Annotated in this window: 16 protein-coding genes; 5 read left to right on the top strand and 11 right to left on the bottom strand. The window is 65.4% G+C overall.

Features of this window, described 5'->3' with window-relative positions; all coding sequences use genetic code 11:
* Window positions 1-16: 16 nt before the first annotated feature.
* Window positions 17-1,660: a hypothetical protein gene (locus METLW4_RS0111085; protein ID WP_157235056.1), complete on the bottom strand. Its 1,644-nt coding sequence runs from the start codon at window positions 1,658-1,660 to the stop codon at window positions 17-19.
* Between the two features lie 189 nt (window positions 1,661-1,849).
* Between METLW4_RS0111085 and METLW4_RS0111080 the strand changes: the two genes are divergently transcribed.
* Both METLW4_RS0111080 and METLW4_RS0111075 read left to right on the top strand, forming a co-directional pair.
* A complete protein-coding gene (locus tag METLW4_RS0111080; RefSeq protein WP_018266279.1) occupies window positions 1,850-3,277 on the top strand; it encodes an MBOAT family O-acyltransferase in 1,428 nt (475 codons plus the stop codon).
* A 3-nt stretch (window positions 3,278-3,280) separates the two neighbouring features.
* Window positions 3,281-4,498, top strand: a complete 1,218-nt coding sequence (locus tag METLW4_RS0111075) for an alginate O-acetyltransferase AlgX-related protein (RefSeq protein ID WP_018266278.1) — start codon at window positions 3,281-3,283, stop codon at window positions 4,496-4,498.
* Window positions 4,499-4,553: 55 nt separating this feature from the next.
* On the opposite strand, the gene METLW4_RS24640 is transcribed toward METLW4_RS0111075, so the two are convergent.
* The gene (locus tag METLW4_RS24640; RefSeq protein ID WP_051079669.1) at window positions 4,554-5,339 is read right to left on the bottom strand and encodes an EcsC family protein; all 786 of its coding nucleotides are present in this window, start codon (window positions 5,337-5,339) and stop codon (window positions 4,554-4,556) included.
* 249 nt (window positions 5,340-5,588) lie between these two features.
* Here METLW4_RS24640 and METLW4_RS0111065 point away from each other — a divergent pair, with 249 nt between their 5' ends.
* Window positions 5,589-6,188, top strand: coding sequence for a DUF992 domain-containing protein (locus METLW4_RS0111065; RefSeq protein WP_018266276.1), 600 nt, complete (start codon window positions 5,589-5,591; stop codon window positions 6,186-6,188).
* Between the two features lie 36 nt (window positions 6,189-6,224).
* Here the strand turns inward: METLW4_RS0111065 and METLW4_RS0111060 are convergent, their stop codons facing one another.
* From METLW4_RS0111060 to METLW4_RS0111050, 3 genes are read right to left on the bottom strand one after another with little or no spacing between them, the layout of a single operon-like run.
* Window positions 6,225-6,953: an SDR family NAD(P)-dependent oxidoreductase gene (locus METLW4_RS0111060; protein ID WP_018266275.1), complete on the bottom strand. Its 729-nt coding sequence runs from the start codon at window positions 6,951-6,953 to the stop codon at window positions 6,225-6,227.
* The gene (locus METLW4_RS0111055) at window positions 6,950-7,501 is read right to left on the bottom strand and encodes a Uma2 family endonuclease (RefSeq protein WP_018266274.1); all 552 of its coding nucleotides are present in this window, start codon (window positions 7,499-7,501) and stop codon (window positions 6,950-6,952) included. Before METLW4_RS0111055 ends, METLW4_RS0111060 begins: the two co-directional genes overlap by 4 nt.
* Window positions 7,502-7,507: 6 nt before the next feature.
* A complete protein-coding gene (locus tag METLW4_RS0111050; protein ID WP_018266273.1) occupies window positions 7,508-8,131 on the bottom strand; it encodes a DUF938 domain-containing protein in 624 nt (207 codons plus the stop codon).
* 137 nt (window positions 8,132-8,268) lie between these two features.
* On the opposite strand from METLW4_RS0111050, the gene METLW4_RS26470 reads away from it, so the two are divergent.
* Complete coding sequence (locus METLW4_RS26470; RefSeq protein ID WP_018266272.1) at window positions 8,269-11,409, top strand: autotransporter family protein; 3,141 nt, start codon at window positions 8,269-8,271, stop codon at window positions 11,407-11,409.
* 149 nt (window positions 11,410-11,558) lie between these two features.
* On the opposite strand, the gene purF is transcribed toward METLW4_RS26470, so the two are convergent.
* From purF to METLW4_RS0111015, 5 genes are all read right to left on the bottom strand, one after another.
* Window positions 11,559-13,019, bottom strand: a complete 1,461-nt coding sequence (gene purF, locus METLW4_RS0111040) for an amidophosphoribosyltransferase (RefSeq protein ID WP_018266271.1) — start codon at window positions 13,017-13,019, stop codon at window positions 11,559-11,561.
* A gap of 84 nt (window positions 13,020-13,103) precedes the next feature.
* Window positions 13,104-13,787: a CvpA family protein gene (locus METLW4_RS0111035; protein WP_018266270.1), complete on the bottom strand. Its 684-nt coding sequence runs from the start codon at window positions 13,785-13,787 to the stop codon at window positions 13,104-13,106.
* Window positions 13,788-14,101: 314 nt separating this feature from the next.
* A complete protein-coding gene (locus tag METLW4_RS0111025) occupies window positions 14,102-14,377 on the bottom strand; it encodes a hypothetical protein (RefSeq protein WP_108918117.1) in 276 nt (91 codons plus the stop codon).
* 377 nt (window positions 14,378-14,754) lie between these two features.
* Complete coding sequence (gene radA / locus METLW4_RS0111020; protein WP_018266267.1) at window positions 14,755-16,173, bottom strand: DNA repair protein RadA; 1,419 nt, start codon at window positions 16,171-16,173, stop codon at window positions 14,755-14,757.
* Window positions 16,166-17,335, bottom strand: a complete 1,170-nt coding sequence (locus METLW4_RS0111015; RefSeq protein ID WP_018266266.1) for an MFS transporter — start codon at window positions 17,333-17,335, stop codon at window positions 16,166-16,168. Before METLW4_RS0111015 ends, radA begins: the two co-directional genes overlap by 8 nt.
* Here METLW4_RS0111015 and METLW4_RS28765 point away from each other — a divergent pair.
* Window positions 17,334-17,456 (top strand): hypothetical protein, encoded by a 123-nt coding sequence (locus METLW4_RS28765; protein WP_018266265.1) that lies wholly within the window; start codon window positions 17,334-17,336, stop codon window positions 17,454-17,456. The two genes, METLW4_RS0111015 and METLW4_RS28765, sit on opposite strands and share 2 nt — an antisense overlap.
* On the opposite strand, the gene METLW4_RS0111005 is transcribed toward METLW4_RS28765, so the two are convergent.
* Window positions 17,453-17,848 (bottom strand): integration host factor subunit alpha, encoded by a 396-nt coding sequence (locus METLW4_RS0111005; RefSeq protein ID WP_018266264.1) that lies wholly within the window; start codon window positions 17,846-17,848, stop codon window positions 17,453-17,455. The genes METLW4_RS28765 and METLW4_RS0111005 overlap by 4 nt on opposite strands.
* Window positions 17,849-17,920: the final 72 nt, after the last annotated feature.

The following is a 17,920-nucleotide window of genomic DNA, read 5'->3' as shown; positions in this document are numbered from 1 at the left end:
GCCGCCTGCGCGCCGCTCAGTTGATGCTCACCGCCATCTCCGCCGGCGGATCGAGAATGCTGCAGAGCTGGAGCAGCTGCTCTCGCGTCCAAGTCGTTTCGCCTTCGGTGCATCGGTAGAACTGATTGATATGAGTCCCGTTGTAACCGAAGCAATAGCGCTCGTGATTGTAGTCTACATAGCGTCGTCCGCCGGGCTGACTGCCGACATCGACATTTCCGATGACGTTCTGCAACAGCAGGCCGACGCTTTGTAGCGTGGCTCCCTCGTCGAAGAACCCAGTGCGGTCGGCCAGCGGCGCCTCCTTGTATTTTTTCGGGTCGAAATAAGCGTAGGTGTGGCGTGTCATAAAATGGTGGAGGGCGTAGGTCCTGAATCTCGGATGAAAGCCATTGGGAAACTGCTTGCCGTCATTGGTGGTCGATAGGGTCTCGAATTTGAACTTCTTCAGAAACGCCCACGGCCAGCTCGTCTGATATTTGACGGCCCAAACGGCGAACTCGCTATTGCGGGCGATGAATTTCGGAAGCTCGCTCTCGTTCCAATGATCCGCCATGAACTGAAAGACCTGCAGCGGCGCAACGCCGACGCCGTTCGCTTGGCACCTCGCGACGATGCCGAAGACTTTCTCGACCTTGAGCCGGTGCAGATTTTCCCAGAACGGCTCGCAGGCCGTCAAAATCGTGGAAGCCGGAATAGTCGTCTGCTTGAACAGCACGTCCAAATGGGCGGAAGGAATCTTGACGAGCTTCGCCGCTGTGTCGGATTGGCAGCACCAGAGCTTCGCATAGGCTTTTCGTTTGGACGTGTCTTCCAGCATCTTCCATTTCGGCAGCATGGAGAGCCAATAGTCCGCATAGGCCGTGCAGGCGAGCGCGTCGACGCTGGTCGTTCGATAGGAGAAGAAGCTCTCCACCGCGAGGAGGAAGCTCGATGCGTTGAACGGCTCCGCATGCGCGGCGTTGAAAAGAGCGATCTGATGGGTTTTCGTCTGCGGCAGCGCCGTCGGAAACACGGCGACGGCGTTTTTCTCGAGGATGCGGCGCTCGACGCGCTGCTCGAGCGTTTTGAAATAGGTTTCGACGTCCTTTTCCGCTCTCACCGCAGCCTTCGTGGCGCGGCTTTTGGCGCCGATTTTCTTGTCGGCCGCATTTGTCGCGGCCTCATTCGCCTCCTGATGCAGCTGCTGCAGGATTCCCACGAGCTGCTTCTCGACGGCGGTCAGCTCGGCGATCGGAATCTGCCGCGCCGTGCAAGCCTTGACCCCGCTGACGCCGAGGCTCTGCTGGCGCTGCGCGACCTGGTGACTGCGGAAGGCGCGCTGTATCGTCACCGCCGCCTGTTCTCGCTTCGTCTTTTCCTGCTGCAAATCATTCAGCAGAGCGCTGTAGATCGTGCCGGAGGAATGTTTGGCGAACAGGGCGACCAGCCCTTCCGCGCCGTCCAATAGCTCGATCGCCGCATTCAGCTCCACGAGGCCGCCGGAAATGGCGCGCCGCAGGCGGCCCTGCATCTCGCGGTCCTGCCTGTCGAGCAGCGTCTTATAATCTTCGGGCTCGTAGCCGGACTGCCACATTGCGAAGACGATGTGCATCATCGTCGCCAGGCCCTTGTTGGTGAGCGAATGTTCTGAAACGACGTCGGCAATCCCCCGTGGCATGGTCCTCTCCTTCGAAATCCTCGGCCGATCTCGCCGAACGGTTTCGATCCTAGGAGGAGGGGGCGCGACGCCGATGTGGCTTAAGTCACGAAGCGAGCGCGAGCTCGGCATTGGCGCGATGGATTGTTCGCGCCCCGCCACTCTGCTAAGACGCAGTCGTCATCGAGGGAAAGGACCGCGGACGAGAGGATGCTCTTTTACGAACCGCTGTTCCTGTTTCTCTTCGCGCCCGCGGTCTATGGCCTCTATCTGCTCGTCGGCGGCAATCGCGGCGCGCGTCTCGCCATTCTGCTCGCGGCGAGCCTTTTCTTCTACGCCTGGAGCGAGCCGCTCTTCGTCTTCGTCGTGCTCGGCTCGGCCTTCGCCGATGTCTTCATCGCGCGCCGCATAGCCGCGCTTCCGCCGGACGATAAATCGCGCAAGCTCTGGCTCGCGCTCGGCGTCTCCGCCAATCTCGGCCTGCTCGTCTATTTCAAATATGCGGGCTTTCTCGTCGCCAATCTCGACGTGATCTTGCGCGCGCTCACAATGCCGGGGCTCGCCTTCGCCTCGGTCGCGCTGCCGATCGGCGTCTCCTTCATCGTCTTCGAGAAGATCACCTTTCTCGTCGATGTGCATCGCGGCGTGACCAAACCGGCGCAGAGCCTCTCGCTCTACGCTTTCTATGTGTTCTTCTTCCCCAAGCTGCTCGCCGGGCCGATCGTGAAATATCACGATATCGCCGAGCAATTGGCGCGGTTCCGCCATGCGACCAGCGAGGATTTCACGGAAGGCTTCGCGCGCTTCATGCTCGGCGTCGGCAAGAAGCTGCTCATCGCCGACACGCTCGCCGGCGGCGCTGATCTCGTCTTCTCGCAAGACGCGTCGCGCATCGGCTTTCTCGACGCATGGGCGGGCGTGCTGTTCTTCACCTTCCAGATCTATTTCGATTTCTCCGGCTATTCCGACATGGCGATCGGCCTCGCGCGCATGTTCGGCTTTCGTCTGCAGGAGAATTTCGACATGCCCTATGTGGCGGCGAGCGTCACCGAATTCTGGCGCCGTTGGCACATGTCGCTCACCTCCTGGATTCGCGACTATCTCTACATTCCGCTCGGCGGCAATCGGCGCGGAGAGCTGCGCACGCATGTCAATCTCTGGCTCTGCTTCTTCGCCTCGGGCCTGTGGCACGGTGCGGCTTGGACCTATGTCGCCTGGGGCGCGTATAATGGCCTCTTCCTGGTGCTCGATCGGCTCTTCCTCCTCGATTGGCTGAAGCGCCGCCCAGTCTTCCTCGTCAATCTTCTGACCTTCCTTGTCGTGACGATCGGTTGGACCGTGTTTCGCGCTTCGTCGCTCGAGCAGGCGGGCGCCTTCTATCTCGCAATGGCGCGGCCTTTCGCGGGCGGCGGCGAGCCGGTCGCTATTCCCGCCTATCACTTCGTCGTGCTCTCTATAGCGGCGGCGATCTGCCTTTCGCAGCGGCTCTATCTCTCCTTCGGCGACAGGCTCTCCTCGAGCCTGCTGGCGCAGCGTCACGCTTTCGCGCTCAACGCTGTTCTGGCGCTGCTCTTCGTCTGCGCCGTCGGCAAGGGCCTCGCCGATCCGTTCAAGCCCTTCATCTATTTCCGGTTCTGAACGATGCGCCGCACGCTTCTGCATCGTCTGCCAATCTACGCCGCCGCCGGCGCCGTCCTGTTCTTCTTTCTCGCGAGCCTTTGGAATTACGCGGTCGAGCGCGACTATCCGAAATTGCGGCTGCGCAGCGCAAATCCGCTCGCCGGCGTCGCCAAGCCGTCGCCGACGCAGGTTTCGCTCGAGAAAATCCTCTCCGGCGAGACGCAGAAGAGCTTCTCCGACAATCTCGCGCAATCGCTGCCGGTGTTTCCCTTCGCGGTGCGCGCGCGCAATCAGCTGCTTTATTCGCTGTTCGGGGCCTCGGGAGCGAGCGGCCTCGTCATCGGGCGCGACGCGCAATTGTTCGAGCGTTTCTATATCGATGAATTCTGCCGCCGCGATGCGCCGCCGAGCGCGGCGACGCTGGCGCGCTGGGCGCAGCGCGTCGCCGAGAACGAGGCCGCCGCCCATGCGCGCGGAAAAGGCTTCGCCTATGTGATCTCGCCGTCCAAGGCCTCGCAATATCCGCAATATTTTCCCGCCGGGATGAAATGCCCGGCGCAGGCGCGCGGAACCATCGACAAGCTCGCGCCCTATCGTGCGGCGCTAGAGGCGCGCGGGCTGCGCTTCGTCGATTCGCCGGCGCTGCTCGAGGCGCGCAAAAAGGATTTCGACATCGACTTCTTTCCGCGCGGCGGCACGCATTGGAATCTGCTCGGCGCCGCGCTGGCGACGCGCGAAGCGACGCGCCTCATCGGAGAAGAGGCGGGCCTCGGCCTCTTCGATTTCGATTGGCGCCGCGACAATGTCGCTTTGGGAACGGATCGCGATCTGCTCGATCTGCTCAATCTTCTCTGGCCCGATCCGCACTATCCCGTCGCGACCATTTTGCGCGCGCCCGACGCCAAGGCCCAATGCGCGCGTGGGCCCAAGCTGCTCGCGCTCGGCGGCAGCTTCGTGCGCGAGATCATCGTGTCTCTCGCGCAGGCGCCGTGTCCGCCGCAGATCGATTATTGGTTCTCCATGCGGCTCGCCAATGACGACTTCGATCTCGTCCGCTATCACACCGCGCCGGGCGAGACCGGCAATGGCGAGCGGCGTACGGCCGATCTCGCCGAGCTGCGCGCCAGCGCGGAAGAGGCCGACGCCATTCTGCTCGAGGAGAACGAGGCCAATATCGGCACGCTGAGCCAGGTGGAAAATCTCTGGCGCGCGCTGCATCCGGCGGAAGTGGCGAAGTAGCGAATAGCGAATAGCGAATAGTAAGAAGCTCTACTCGCTATTCGCTATCAGCTCCTCACGCGCGTCCCGCCAAGCGCGCATATTCGCCAAAGACGATCTCGCGGCCATAGGCGCGCTCCAATCGACGCACGGTAAAGTGTCCGCGCGCCAGCGATTGGAAATGCCGTGTGAAGGCGATATTGACCGCCGCGCCGCCCAGAGCGCCGAGCACGGGCGCCGCCTGCGCCGCGGCCTTTTGCGAGACGACGACGCCGAAGCGCGTCGAAATTTGCGCGATGAGCCGCGCCAGCACCGGCGCCGTCTCGTCGGCGACGGCGGTCGCGGCGACATAATGCGCGGCGTCGCTCACCGTTTTGGCGAGCAGGCCGCGAATGGCGAGATAGCCGCCCTCGAGGAGATTGCCTTCCTCCGCATGGCCGCCGAGCGCGAAGACTTGCAGACAGGCGATCGTCGCCTCTGGATCGGCGAGGTCCTCGCCCTCGCTGCGGGCGATGTCGGCGATCGAACGCAGCATGATGACGGTGGAGACCGGCAGCTCGATCGGCAGGCTGACGAGGCCGATGGCGCCGCCGATCGCGCCGCTCGCCGCGGCGAGGCGTAGATGCAGCCGCGAGGCGTCGCGCGCCGGGGCGGCGGGATCGAGGCTCGAGATGGCGACGCGCAGGGCCGATTTGATGCCGCGGCGGGTCGCGCTCGCGGCCACTTCCTGCAGCGCTGTCGGAATGATGCGGCCGGCGAAGCCGATCTGTCGTCCGGCGAGCGTGGTGAGCCGCTGGGCGAAGCTCTCGCGCTCCAGAATTTCGACGGCCGCTTGCAGGGCGGCGCGGTCGGCCTCCGTCATCGGCCGCTCGATCACGACGGGAAGTCCCTGCGACACGCTTGCTTTTCCTCTCCGATCGCTCCCGCCCCGGCCGCTAAGATCGGATGAAAAAGCCTGCGCCGCAAGGGCGAGCGCGGCCTTGTGCGGGCGCGCACTTTCAGAGCGCCTTCGCTGTCCTTATGTGACGGCGAAGCACAAGACGGGCTTTCGAAGCGCCGCGTATATCGTCCCGCTGAGGGCGGGGGGCGCGGCGAAAATTGGGAGGTGGCTATGACGAATTATCTGAAGACTCTCTTTCGCGTGGCGGCGGCGCCGGTCGGCGTTGCGGCTCTGTTGGCGACGCTCGCGCCGGTCTCCGCCTCGGCGCATGGCCGCGCCGGCGTGCTGGAATGCAAGCTCTCCGGCGACAAGGTCGCCATCATCGTCGAGGAGCGGACGGTCGATTGCCTCTTCGAGGATGAGAGCGGCGCGCCGCCGGTCCATTATATCGGCAGCGTCACAAATGTCGGCGCGGTGATCGGAGTCGGCGGTCCGGGCGAGCTCGCCTGGGGCGTTGTTGCGGCCAGCGGCGCGACGGGCCCGGGCGCTCTCGCCGGCGATTATGTCGGCGCGCATGGCTCTTTCGCGCTCGGCGTCGGCGGCGGCGGCTCGGTTCTCGTCGGCGGCTCCAATGACACTGTGACGCTGCAGCCGATTTCGGTCGAGGCGAATACCGGCCTCATTCTCTCGGCCGGCGTCGGCCATCTCAGCCTGCGCTACGCGCCGGAGCCGGTCGGTCGCCACGGCCGCCATCACGGCCGTTTCTGCCACCGACATCACCATCACCATCATCATCATCATCATCACCACCATCACCACCATCACCACTGAAGGTGAGGCGGAGCGGCGTGGGCGCCTTTCGGGCGCTCACGCGAAATCGATGACGCTGTCGGTCGGAAAATCGTAGAGCTTGCCGGTCTCGGTCCAATCCGGGCGGCACAGAGCGACGAGCTTGGGCGCCAGATCTTCCGGCGTGCGCAGCGTCATCGGATCTTCGCCCGGCATTGCGGCGGCGCGCATCTGCGTGCGCAGCGGGCCGGGGTTGGCGAGCATCACCTTCACTTGTGAGGTGTTCTGCGTCTCGGCGGCGTAAGTGCGGCCGAGCGCGTTCAGCGCCGCCTTGGTGACGGCGTAAGGCCCCCAATAGGGCTTGATGCGATGCGCCGCGCCGGAGGTGACGAACACCGCGCGTCCGGCGTCCGACGAGCGCAAGAGAACGTCCATTGCGCGAATGAGCCGCCAATTGGCGGTGACATTCACGTCGAAGAGTCGGCTCCATTGCGGCGGATCGACATGGGCGAGCGGCGACACCGGGCCGAGCAGGCCGGCGTTGCCGACCAGAATGTCGAGCTTCTTCCAGCGCTCGTGAATGCAGGCGCCGAGCCGGTCGAGATTGTCGAACTCGGTGACGTCGAGCGGGACGATGGTCGCCTGGCCGCCGAAGCCGGTGATCTCGTCATAGAGGAATTCGAGCGCGCCTTGCCCGCGCGCCAGCGCGACGACATGCGCGCCCTCGCGCGCGAGAGCGACGGCGAGCGCGCGGCCTATGCCGCGCGAAGCGCCGGTGACGAGGGCGACGCGGCCTTCCAGTGTCATGCGAAAATATCCTTCAGCGCGAGGTCGAGGCCCGGCGGATCGAGCCTTATCGACCCTTCGGTCACGGTCTCTTCCCGCATTGCCGCCGCGCCGTCACGGCGGCAATGCGTCACGGCGCGGCGGGCGAGGTCGACGATGAGATAATGGGCGAGGCTCGCCGCACGGAAATAGCCCTTCCGCTTCACGCTCTCGGCACCTGCGTCGGAGGAGGGGCCGAGAACCGTGACCACGACGATGGGGGCGGGGGCCAGCGCGTCTTCCGTCGCGATGGGAGCGCCGCAATTCACCAGAATGTCGGGCTCATAGACATTTTGCGCGTCCACGGCGACGCCCAGGCCGCCGACATAGGCTTCGCAAGGCGCGCCGGCGCGGACCAGAGCCTCGGCGATCGCGCGCCAGATCTTGCCCTTGGCCGCCACATGCTCGGACGGCTCGCGCGGCAGAGGAATGATCTCGCCATCGATGAGCTCGTAGCGGCCTTCCTCATGCCGCTCCGTCCAGGCGAGGAAGTCCGCTATCGTCATCGGCTCGCGGGCGGGCGCTGTCATGAGCGCCTATCTAGCACGGAGCAGGCGAAACACGAGGGTCAGATTATTGGCCGGCATTTCCACGATGCGCGGCTCGGAAAACCCGTTTTTCTGCGCGCAGGCGATCACTGTCTCTATGTCGCGCACGCCCCAGGCGGGATTGCTGGCGCGCAGGCTGGCGTCGAACTCCTCATTGCTCGGCGCGGTATGGGCGCCGCCGCGCTTATAGGGGCCGTAGAGGCAGACCGGCGCGCCCTCTGGCAGCATCGCCGCCGCCGTGGCGAAGAGGCTCTCCGTCGACTCCCAAGGCGAGATATGGATCATGTTGATGCAGACGATCGCATCCGCCTTCGTGACCGGCCAGGGCAGCTGCGTCGCATCCAGCGCGAGCGGCGCGCGCAGATTGGGTAGCGCCATCGCCGAGACCCAGGCGGCGACGCTCTCCCGCGCTCTCTCGTCGCGGTCGGTCGGCTGAAACACGAGGCCCGGCAGATGGGTCGCGAAATGCGCGGAATGCTCGCCCGTGCCGCTGGCGATCTCCAGCACGAGCCCTTCCGCTGGCAGCTCCGCGCGCAGCACGTCGAGGATCGGTCCGCGATTGCGCGCGGCGGCGGGGGCGTAGAGGCGCTTGTCGTCTGCTTCCGGCGTCATGAGAGCCCTTTCGAGCGCGTGCAAAGCAAGAGCGGGGCCGCGCCGTCTCGGCCGCGATGTCATCAGGCATACACGAAGGAGCAATAGGGGCAACCGAGCGGCAAAGCTTCAGGCGCTCACCAGAGGAAGCCCCTAAAATGAAAAGACGTCTCTTGGCCTCGGCGGCTTTCGCCGGCGCCTTCGGCATTGCGCCGTCCGTCGCCATGGCGCAATCGGCGACGAATATCGCCAACGCCAATCTGCTCTCCGGCTTCAGCCTCTTGGACAACACGCCGGCAGGCGTCGCCGTGCTCAATCAAAATCTCGCCACCGCGATCGGCATCAACAATAATTCCTCCGCCGCTGTGCGGGCGCAGGCGATTTCCGACAATACGATCGCCTCGCTCGTCGGCTCCATGCAGAACGGCATGTCGGTGGCGGACGGCCTCGGCTCCAATCTTTTCGCCGTCTTCGCGACGAAGAATTCCGTCGCCGCCAATTTCACCGCGACGAGCCTCTCGACGAATTTCTCGAGCCTCTTCACCCAGATCAACACGCTCATCACGGCGGGCGACTCGGCCTTCACCAAGAATTATTTCGCCAATGGCAGCACGGACGGAAATCCGGCGCATCAGGCGGTCGGCGTCTCGCTGCCGGCGGGCGGCCAGTTCAATGTCTATGACAAGGCCTATAATCCGCTGCCCGCCAACGCCAACACGGTCGGCGACAGCCGCCCCGCGCAGGTCGCGCCCACGCAGATTCAGACCTTCGTCGCCAATGACTATTTCGGCGTCTCGACCAATTCCGCCACGGCGATCATTCCGACGCTGAAGAGCAACGCCTCCTTCCCGAGCGGCCATTCCACCTATGGCTTCACCTCGAGCCTGCTGCTCGCGATCATGGTTCCCGAGCGCTATCAGCAGCTCATCACGCGCGGCGCCGAATTCGGCAACAGCCGCATCGTGCTCGGCGCGCATTATCCGCTCGACGTCATCGGCGCGCGCATCCAGACCTATTATGATCTGGTGCAGATATTGAACGGCAACCCCGCCTACGCCAATCAGACCGTGCCCGGCCTGCTCGGCGGAACCATCACCACCACCAGCGATTTCCCGGCGCTCTTTTCCGCTGCGCAGAGCGATCTTCGCACGCTGCTGAGCACATGCACCGGCGGGATCGCCGCTTGCGCGACGACATCGGCGACCGACCGCTTCAGCAGCATCTCGACCGACAAGGCCAATTACACCTATTGGCTGACCTATGGCCTCTCGCCCGTCGGCCCGACCAATCTGGCGCCGGTCGTTCCCGTCGGCGCGGAAGTGCTGATCGCCAGCCGCTTTCCCTATCTCACCACGGCGCAGCTGCGCGACGTGCTGGCGACGACGGAGCTCGCCTCCGGCCAGCCGCTCGACGACGGCTCGGGCTATGCGCGGCTCAATCTCTTCGCCGCGGCGGATGGCTATGGCTCCTTCGGCTCGCAAGTCTCCGTGACGATGAATGCGGCGCTCGGCGGCTTCAACGCGAAGGATTCGTGGAACAACGACATTTCCGGCGCGGGCGGCCTCACGCTGAACGGAACCGGCCGTCTGACGCTCACTGGAGCGGACACTTACACGGGCCCGACCATCGTCAATGGCGGCACGCTGGAGATTGCGGGCTCCATCGTCTCGGCGAGCACGGTCAATGCGGGCGGAACGCTGGCCGGTGCCGGAACAGTCGGCAATGTGACGGTGAATTCGGGCGGAACGCTCGCGCCGGGCGCCGTCGACTCCATCGGAACGCTGACAGTGAAGGGCGCGCTCGCCTTCCAGCCGGGCTCGATCTATTCGGTGCGCGCGACGCCGCTGCTCGCGGATCGCGCCAATGTCACCGGGGCGGCCTCGCTCAACGGCTCGGTGAATGTGCTCGCCGGCTCAGGCCTCTATCTGCCGAGCACGTCCTACACCATCCTCAGCGCACAGGGCGGCGTTTCGGGGAGCTTCTCCAGCGTCGGAACCAATCTCGCCTTTCTGACGCCGCGGCTCGGCTATGACGCGAATAATGTCTATCTGAGCTTGAACCGCAATGATCTCGCCTTCGGCGCGGTGGCGGCCACCGCCAATCAGCGCGCCGTGGCCAATGCGCTGACGGCGGCGAGCGTCGGCCCCTATGGCGCAACGGGCGCGAGCCTGTTCAACACGCTCTATCTGCAGACGGCGCAGGGCGCGCAAGCGAGCTTCGATGCGTTGAGCGGCGCCGGCCTCGCGGGCGCGCAATCGACGGCGATCCATGTCGGCGCTCTGGCGAGCTCTGCGATCGCCGATCAGGCCGCCTTCTGGCGCTCCGGCGAGATGAGCGACGTCACCGGAATCACCTCGCGCGAGAGCGTTTCCGGCGCGCTCAATTATGCGAAGCTCGAATCGCGCAAAGGCCCCATCGTCGTGAAGAGCCCGCCGGTCTTCACCCGCACTTGGCGCGCCTGGGGCTCCTTCTTCGGCGGCGCCGTGGACACCTCGGCGGACGCTGGCCTCGGAGCGCCTTCCGCCAAGGCCAATTACTACGGCGGAATCATCGGCCTCGATTATCAGATCGATCCGAACTGGCTGCTCGGCGTCGCCGCCGGCGGCAGCGCGTCCAGCTTCAGCGTCGGATCGCAGCAGACGAGCGGCGACGTCACCGCCTTCCACGGCGGCGTCTACACGAGCTATCTCTTCGGCCGCTCCTATGTCGAATTGAGCGAGACGTTCAGCGTCTTCCAGAATTCGACGACGCGCACGGCCGGCGGCTTCGGCTTCCTGCCCTATGACAAGCTCACGGCGGATTTCTCCTCGCGCGAATATCGCACGCGCGGCGAGATCGGCCATGGCTATGACATCGGCCGCGTGAAGCTGACGCCCTTCGCCGCGGCGGAGGTCGCCTTCTACGAATCCGACGCCTTCACCGAGAAGGGCCTCAATCCGGCGAGCCCGCTTACGCTGACGAACAGAGGCCAGTCGACGACCTCGCTGCCGACCTTCCTCGGCCTGCGCTTCTCCGACAGCTTCCGCCTCGACAATGGTTGGCGCGTCACGCCGACGGGCAGCGTCGCCTGGGTGCATGAGTTCTTCCCGCAGCGACGCCTCGCCAATACGCTGGTCGCGCTGCCGGGGGCGAGCTTCTCCGTCTTCGGTCCGCGGGAGGCCTATAATCTCGCGCAGATCAAGGCCGGCGCGCAGCTCTATCTCGAGGATCGCCTGGCGCTCTTCGTGGATTTTCAGGGCGAGTTTTCGGATTTGACGCGCAGCTATGGCGGCAAGGGCGGGCTGAAATACAGCTGGTGAATGATCGGCTACGCCTCCCCCGAATTTCGGGGGAGGCGGTTTGCGCGCCGCAGGCGCTCATTCGCTCCGCGGATTCGTTATCTCTAAATCGAGATCAGCGAAAGACGAGCCGCATCTCGTCGCCAGCGCAATTCCGGCGATCTATGCGCTCAGCTCGCCTCCGCCAGCAGCGACAGCTGCGTGCGCACGCGCTCCTCGGTCACGTCGGTGAGCGTCGTCGGATAGTCGCCCGTGAAGCAATGGTCGGTGAATTGTGGCCGCACGGGATCGCGCTTGTCCTCGCCCATGGCGCGGTAGATGCCGTCGATCGAGAGAAAGGCGAGGCTGTCCGAGCCGATATATTGCCGCATCTCCTCGAGCGTATGCGTCGCGGCGAGCAGCTTCTCCTTCTGCGGCGTGTCGATGCCGTAATAATCGGGATTGGTGATCGGCGGCGAGGAGATGAGGAAATGCACCTCGCGCGCGCCGGCGTCGCGCATCATCTGCACGATCTTGACCGAAGTGGTGCCGCGCACGATCGAATCGTCGATCAGTATCACCCGCTTGCCGGCGACGACGGAGCGATTGGCGCTGTGCTTCAGGCGCACGCCGATCTCGCGCACGGTCTGCGTCGGCTGAATGAAGGTGCGGCCGACGTAGTGATTGCGGATGATGCCGAGCTCGAAGGGAATGCCCGACTCGCGCGCATAGCCGAGCGCCGCCGGCACGCCGGAATCGGGCACGGGCACGACGACGTCGGCCTCGATCCTCCGCTCACGGGCGAGCTCCGCGCCCATGGCCTTGCGCACCTCATAGACGGGGCGGCCGTGGACGATGGAATCGGGACGCGCGAAATAGATATATTCGAAGATGCAGGGACGCATCGGCTGCGACGGGAAGGGCTTGACGCTCTCCAGCCCTTCCTCCGAGATGATGACGACCTCGCCATTCTCGACGTCGCGGACGAAGCGCGCGCCGATGATGTCCAGCGCGCAGGTCTCCGAGGCGAGAATATATTTGCCGTCCAGCTCGCCGATGACGAGCGGGCGAATGCCCAGCGGATCGCGCGCGCCGATCAGCTTCTTGTTGGAGAGCACGACGAGCGCATAGGCCCCCTCTATGGAGCGCAGCGCCTCGATGAAGCGCTCGACCAGCCGCGTCTTGCGGCTGCGCGCCACGAGATGGAGAATCACCTCCGTGTCGGAGGTCGATTGGAAGATCGCGCCTTCCTCGATCAGATCGCGCCGCAGCGTATGGGCGTTGGTGAGATTGCCATTGTGGCCGATGGCGAAGCCGCCCGTGTTGAGCTCGGCGAACAGAGGCTGCACATTGCGCAGGATCGTCTCGCCGGTGGTGGCGTAGCGGACATGGCCGATCGCCGAATTGCCGGGCAGGCGCTTGATCGTGGCTTCATGCGAGAAATGATCGCCGACGAGGCCGAGGCGGCGCTCCGAGTTGAAGCGCTTGCCGTCGAAGGCGACGATGCCCGCCGCCTCCTGTCCGCGATGCTGCAGGGCGTGCAGCCCGAGCGCGGTCAGAACCGTCGCCTCTGGATGATCGAATATGCCGAAGACGCCGCAATATTCGCGGAGCCGATCGCCGTCGAGATCATCGTCGGACATGGTCGACATGGAAGGACGTTCGCCGCCGCCGCCCAGGTCAGAACCGTTCATTCGTCGCTTCTCCTCAGGCGTCGTCACGTCGACGCTTTACGCTCACCGCGCTTTTCGCCCCGAGACCAGGGCGTCGAGCTTTTGCTGGTCGTTCGAGCCATATGTGGCGACGGACGGCCGATTTGTAAGATCGCCGCGCTTTTCGGGCGCGGTCTCGGCGTCGCTCTTGCCGGCGTCGCCGTCGGACTCGGCCGGCGGCTCTTCCGCGCCGACGCCCTTCTTCGTCTTGATCTTGGCGACCAGCCCCTCGATGTCGTCGGGCAGATATTCCCGCAGCTTGTCGCCGGAGGCCTGCAGCACCGGCTTGGTGCGGGCGTTCTTGATCCACTCCGGCTGGCTCGCGTCCGGCACCAGCCAAGCATAGAACAAAAAGGCCACCACGGCGAGCAGCAAGCCGCGCGCCGCGCCGAATAGGAAGCCCAGCGTGCGGTCCAGCGCGCCGATCTTGGAGTCGAGAATGACGTCCGAGAGCTTTACGGTGAACAAGGACACGACCACCAGCGTTGCGAAGAACACGACCGCCGCCGCCGCGAGGTTTCGTATGTTTTCCTTCGGCAGATAGGTCGCCAGATATGGCGAGACGAAGTGATACAAATAATATGCCGCGGCTGCGGCCGCCACCCAGGACAAAATGGCCAGAACCTCGCGCGTGAAGCCGCGCAGCAGCGCGAGCAGGCCCGAGACCAGCACCACTATGGTGACGGCGAGATCGAGATAGGACGGCATGTGCAAGGCCTCTCGTGTTTCGTCTTCTCTAGAGCGCGGTCGCGCGCCCTAACGTGAATCCCTTGGGTCGCGCCCGGCGCTCGGGCGGCGCTGCGAAGGCGCCGCCGAAGCTCGAGGCCGGCGCGTTCGTCGTCGCCGTCGGAATCTCGGCGCAGAGTATAAGGGAGTGGCCCAAATTCGTCACGTCCCGGCGCGGGCGGCGCCGTTTGTCCACAAGCGCGCGCGATGCGCGCTACAAACCCCGCGATTGCGGCATTTGCGAGAAGGGTGGCGCGGGAGGCGTGCGGAGGAAGCGGGGCGGCCGCCGCATGGGCTCAGGCGGCGCGGCGAATCTCCCCCAGGGTGGAGGCGGCGATCATCAGCGCCATGCCGTGCAGACGCGCCTCGTCGCGGCCTTGCCAGCGGCGCAGGATCACGCGGAAGAGCTCGTCCATCACGGTCTCGTCTATGGCCTCGAGCGAGCGCTCTTCTATATTGGCGCGGCGGGCGAGCAGAACGAGATCGTTGCGGGCGTCGCGCGCCAATAGCGGCTCGCCCTCGAGCAGGCTGCGCCACATGCGGCAATGCTGCCGTCCCAGAGCGTCCCACATTTGTCGACGTCCTCGAAACCAGGCCTCATAGACACTGAATATTCGATCCGCGACTAATGGCTCACTCCAGCGGGCGATTTCTCTGCTCGTCTCCGCAAATTCCCGAGATTGCATTGGTCGGCCTCGTGGAAACTTGAAAAACGTGTGATTCGCTGAATGAAATCATTATTGCGCGTGGTTAATTTTCTGCAACCATCCCCGGCGGGCGCTGCACCGATTATTCTGCGTCTACGTCGTCATTCCTGTGATGTTTGTTGAGGGAGACAAGTAAAAACACCTATTCGTCAGGGCTGTGGCTACGTATTCTGAGTGGAGGGCAAAGAGGCGCGCGGGGCCGAGCCGGTCGTTCGGCGCGTGCGAAAAGCCTTTTTACGGCTTCAGCTCTGCCGCTGTGGGCGTCCGCGCTCGCGCGCGCCGACCGAATCTTTCGCAATGTCGGCGACCAGCGCGGCGACATGGCCGCAATGCGACAAAGCGACTCCCGACGCTTTGTCGTCTTCGCTCGTCTGCTGGGCTTGCGGCAGCACGGCGCGGCGAAAGCCGAGCTTGCCCGCCTCTTTGAGACGCGCGCCGGCGTGAATGACCGGCCGCACCGCGCCCGAGAGCGCGATCTCGCCGAAAAACAGCAGCTCGGCGGGCAGAGTGGCGCCGGTCAACGAGGAGACGAGCGCCGCCGCCGCGGCGAGATCGGCGGCAGGCTCATCGGCGCGCAGCCCGCCGGCGACATTGAGATAGACGTCGTGCATGCCGAGCTTCAGTCCGGCATGGGCCTCCAGCACAGCGAGAATCATCGACAGCCGATTCGAATCGAAGCCGACGACGGCGCGGCGCGGCGTGCCGAGCGAGGTGGGCGCGACCAGCGCCTGAATCTCCACCAGCATGGGGCGCTGGCCTTCCATGCCGGCCAGCACGGCGGCGCCCGGAGCGGCGGCGTCGCGGCCGGCGAGAAACAGGGCGGAGGGGTTGGCGACCTCGGCGAGGCCGGCGCCGGTCATCTCGAAGACGCCGATCTCTCCGGTCGCGCCGAATCGGTTCTTGGAGGCGCGCAGCATGCGGAAGTGATGCGCGCTGTCGCCCTCGAAGGAGAGCACGGCGTCGACCATATGCTCGACGACGCGCGGGCCGGCGACCTGGCCGTCCTTGGTGACATGGCCGACGAGAATGACGGTGGAGCCGCTGAGCTTGGCGTGGCGCAGCAGCGCCTGGGCGCTGGCGCGCACCTGCGTCACCGTGCCGGGCGCCGAATCGGCCGCCTCCGTATGCATGGTCTGGATCGAATCGATGACGATCAGCGCCGCGCGCTTGCCGGTGGAGCAGGTGGCGAGAATATCCTCGACCTGCGTGGCGCCGGCGAGCTCGACCGGCGCGTCGGAAAGGCCGAGCCGCTCGGCGCGCAGCCGCACCTGCGCCGCGGCCTCCTCGCCCGAAATATAGATGACGCGCTCGCCCCGTCGCGCGAGGGCCGCGCAGGCCTGGATCAGCAGCGTCGATTTGCCGATGCCCGGCTCGCCGCCGAGCAGCGCCACCGAGCCGGGCACGAAGCCGCCGCCGGTCACGCGGTCGAATTCTTCTATGCCGGTGGCGATGCGCGGGGCGGGGCTTGCGTCGCCGGCCAGCGCCTCCAGCGCGAAAGGCCGGCCGCGCCCGACTCGCGCCGTCGGACCGAAGCCGCCGCCGGCGCCGCCATTCTCCTCGACGATCGTGTTCCACTCGTTGCAGGATTCGCAGCGGCCCTGCCAGCGGTTCGTCACAGCTCCGCAGCTCTGGCAGACGAAGCTCTGGCGGGCTTTAGCCATTGCGCGCTTCGCCCTCTCCCGACATGGCCGGCAGAAGCGCCAGCGGCGCCAGAGCGGCGGCGGCGGCGCAGCCATAGGCGAAGCCTTGGCCGCTCGCCTCGGCCAGCGCGCCGAAGGCCACATTGCCAGCGATCACCGCCACGGCGTTGGCGAGGCCGAAGACGCCGAAGCCGGTGGCGCGCAAATGCGCCGGCGCGGCGCGGGCAATCAGCGCCGAAAAGGCCACTTGCGCCAGCGCAATATGCAGGCCCCAGAGCGCGATCCCGACGAAGACGAAGGAAAGGTCCTGCGAGGCGGCGAGCGCGGCCTCCGAGATCGCCAGAGTCACGCTCGCGGCGACGAGCAGGCGGCGCTCGCTCCAGCGATCGACGAGCTTGCCGGCCGGATAGGCGGCGATCATGGCGACGAAGGACATGGCCACCAGCGTCAGCGGCGCGAAGGCGATGCGCAAGCCCGCGCCTGTCGCCCGCAGCACGAGAAAGGCTTCGCCCACGCGCGCGGCGGCGAGCAGGGCGCCGAATGTGAGCAGCAGCCAGAAGGCGCGCGGCAGATCGGAAAAGCCCGCGAGCAGCGCCTTGCGCCCCGTGGCGGGCGGGCGCGTCTCCTCCGGCTCGTGAACGAAGACGGCGAGAACCAGCACGCAGATCAGCGCCGGCAGGCAGGCGATCCAAAAGACGAAGCGCGTGTCGTCATGCGTCGCCAGCATCAATGCGATCGCCGCCAGCGGGCCGATGACCGCGCCGACCGTGTCGAGCGTCTGGCGCAGGCCATAGGCGGCGCCGCGCTGCTCCGGCGTGGTGACGTCGGCGATCAGCGCATCGCGCGGCGCGCCGCGCAATCCTTTGCCGACGCGGTCGAGCACGCGCGCCGCGATCACCTCCGCCGCGCCGCTGGCGAGCGGAAAGATCGGCTTAGTCGCCGCGGCGAGGCCGTAACCGAAGAGCGCCAGCCCTTTGCGGCGGCCGATCATGTCCGAGACGCGGCCGGAGACGACCTTGACGGCGAGCGCCGTCGCTTCCGCCGCGCCTTCGATCCAGCCGATCTCGGCGATGGCGACGCCGAGCGTTCCGGCGAGATAGACCGGCAGCAGCGCATGGATCATCTCGGACGAGAAATCCATGAACAGCGAGGTAACGCCCAGCGCCCAGACAGCGGTGGGCATGGACGCTCGCTCGACCGTCTGCGCAGAGTCTCTGGCTCGCTCGCTCATGGCGCGCTTCTACGTCGCCGATCGCGGCCTCGGCAAGCGAAACGATCCGGCGTCGCTCGACGAGAAGCGCTAATCCTCTGCGTCGTGACGCCCGTTGATGCGTCCACGCAGCACATTGGATGCTTTGAACATCACGACGCGGCGCGCGGTGATCGGCGCCGAGGCGCCCGTCTTCGGATTGCGTCCGACGCGCTCGCCCTTGGAGCGAATATGAAAGGAGCCGAAGGAGGAGAGCTTCACATCCTCGCCGGAGACGATGGCGTTGAAAATCTCCGACAGCACGGCTTCGACGAACTCGCCGGACTCGGCGCGCGAGAGGCCGATGCGGCGATGTACGGCGTCCGCGAGATCGGCGCGCGTCACCGTGTGATGTCCCTGTGAGGTTGGAATCTCGGAAATGACGTTTTCGTCCCGGGAAAGGTCTTCGACTGCCGGCGGGGCTTTTTCTGAAACATTTTGCGACATGATCGGCCTTATCGATTCAAAACGAAACTAACATCGTCGAGCTCGACTTCTTTTTCTGGTTTGTGACAACTC

Origin of the sequence: Methylosinus sp. LW4 (assembly GCF_000379125.1) — a bacterium.
Lineage (GTDB): Bacteria > Pseudomonadota > Alphaproteobacteria > Rhizobiales > Beijerinckiaceae > Methylosinus.
The sequence above is the reverse complement of the archived record's forward strand: the minus strand, read 5'-3'. Positions and strand labels throughout refer to the sequence as shown.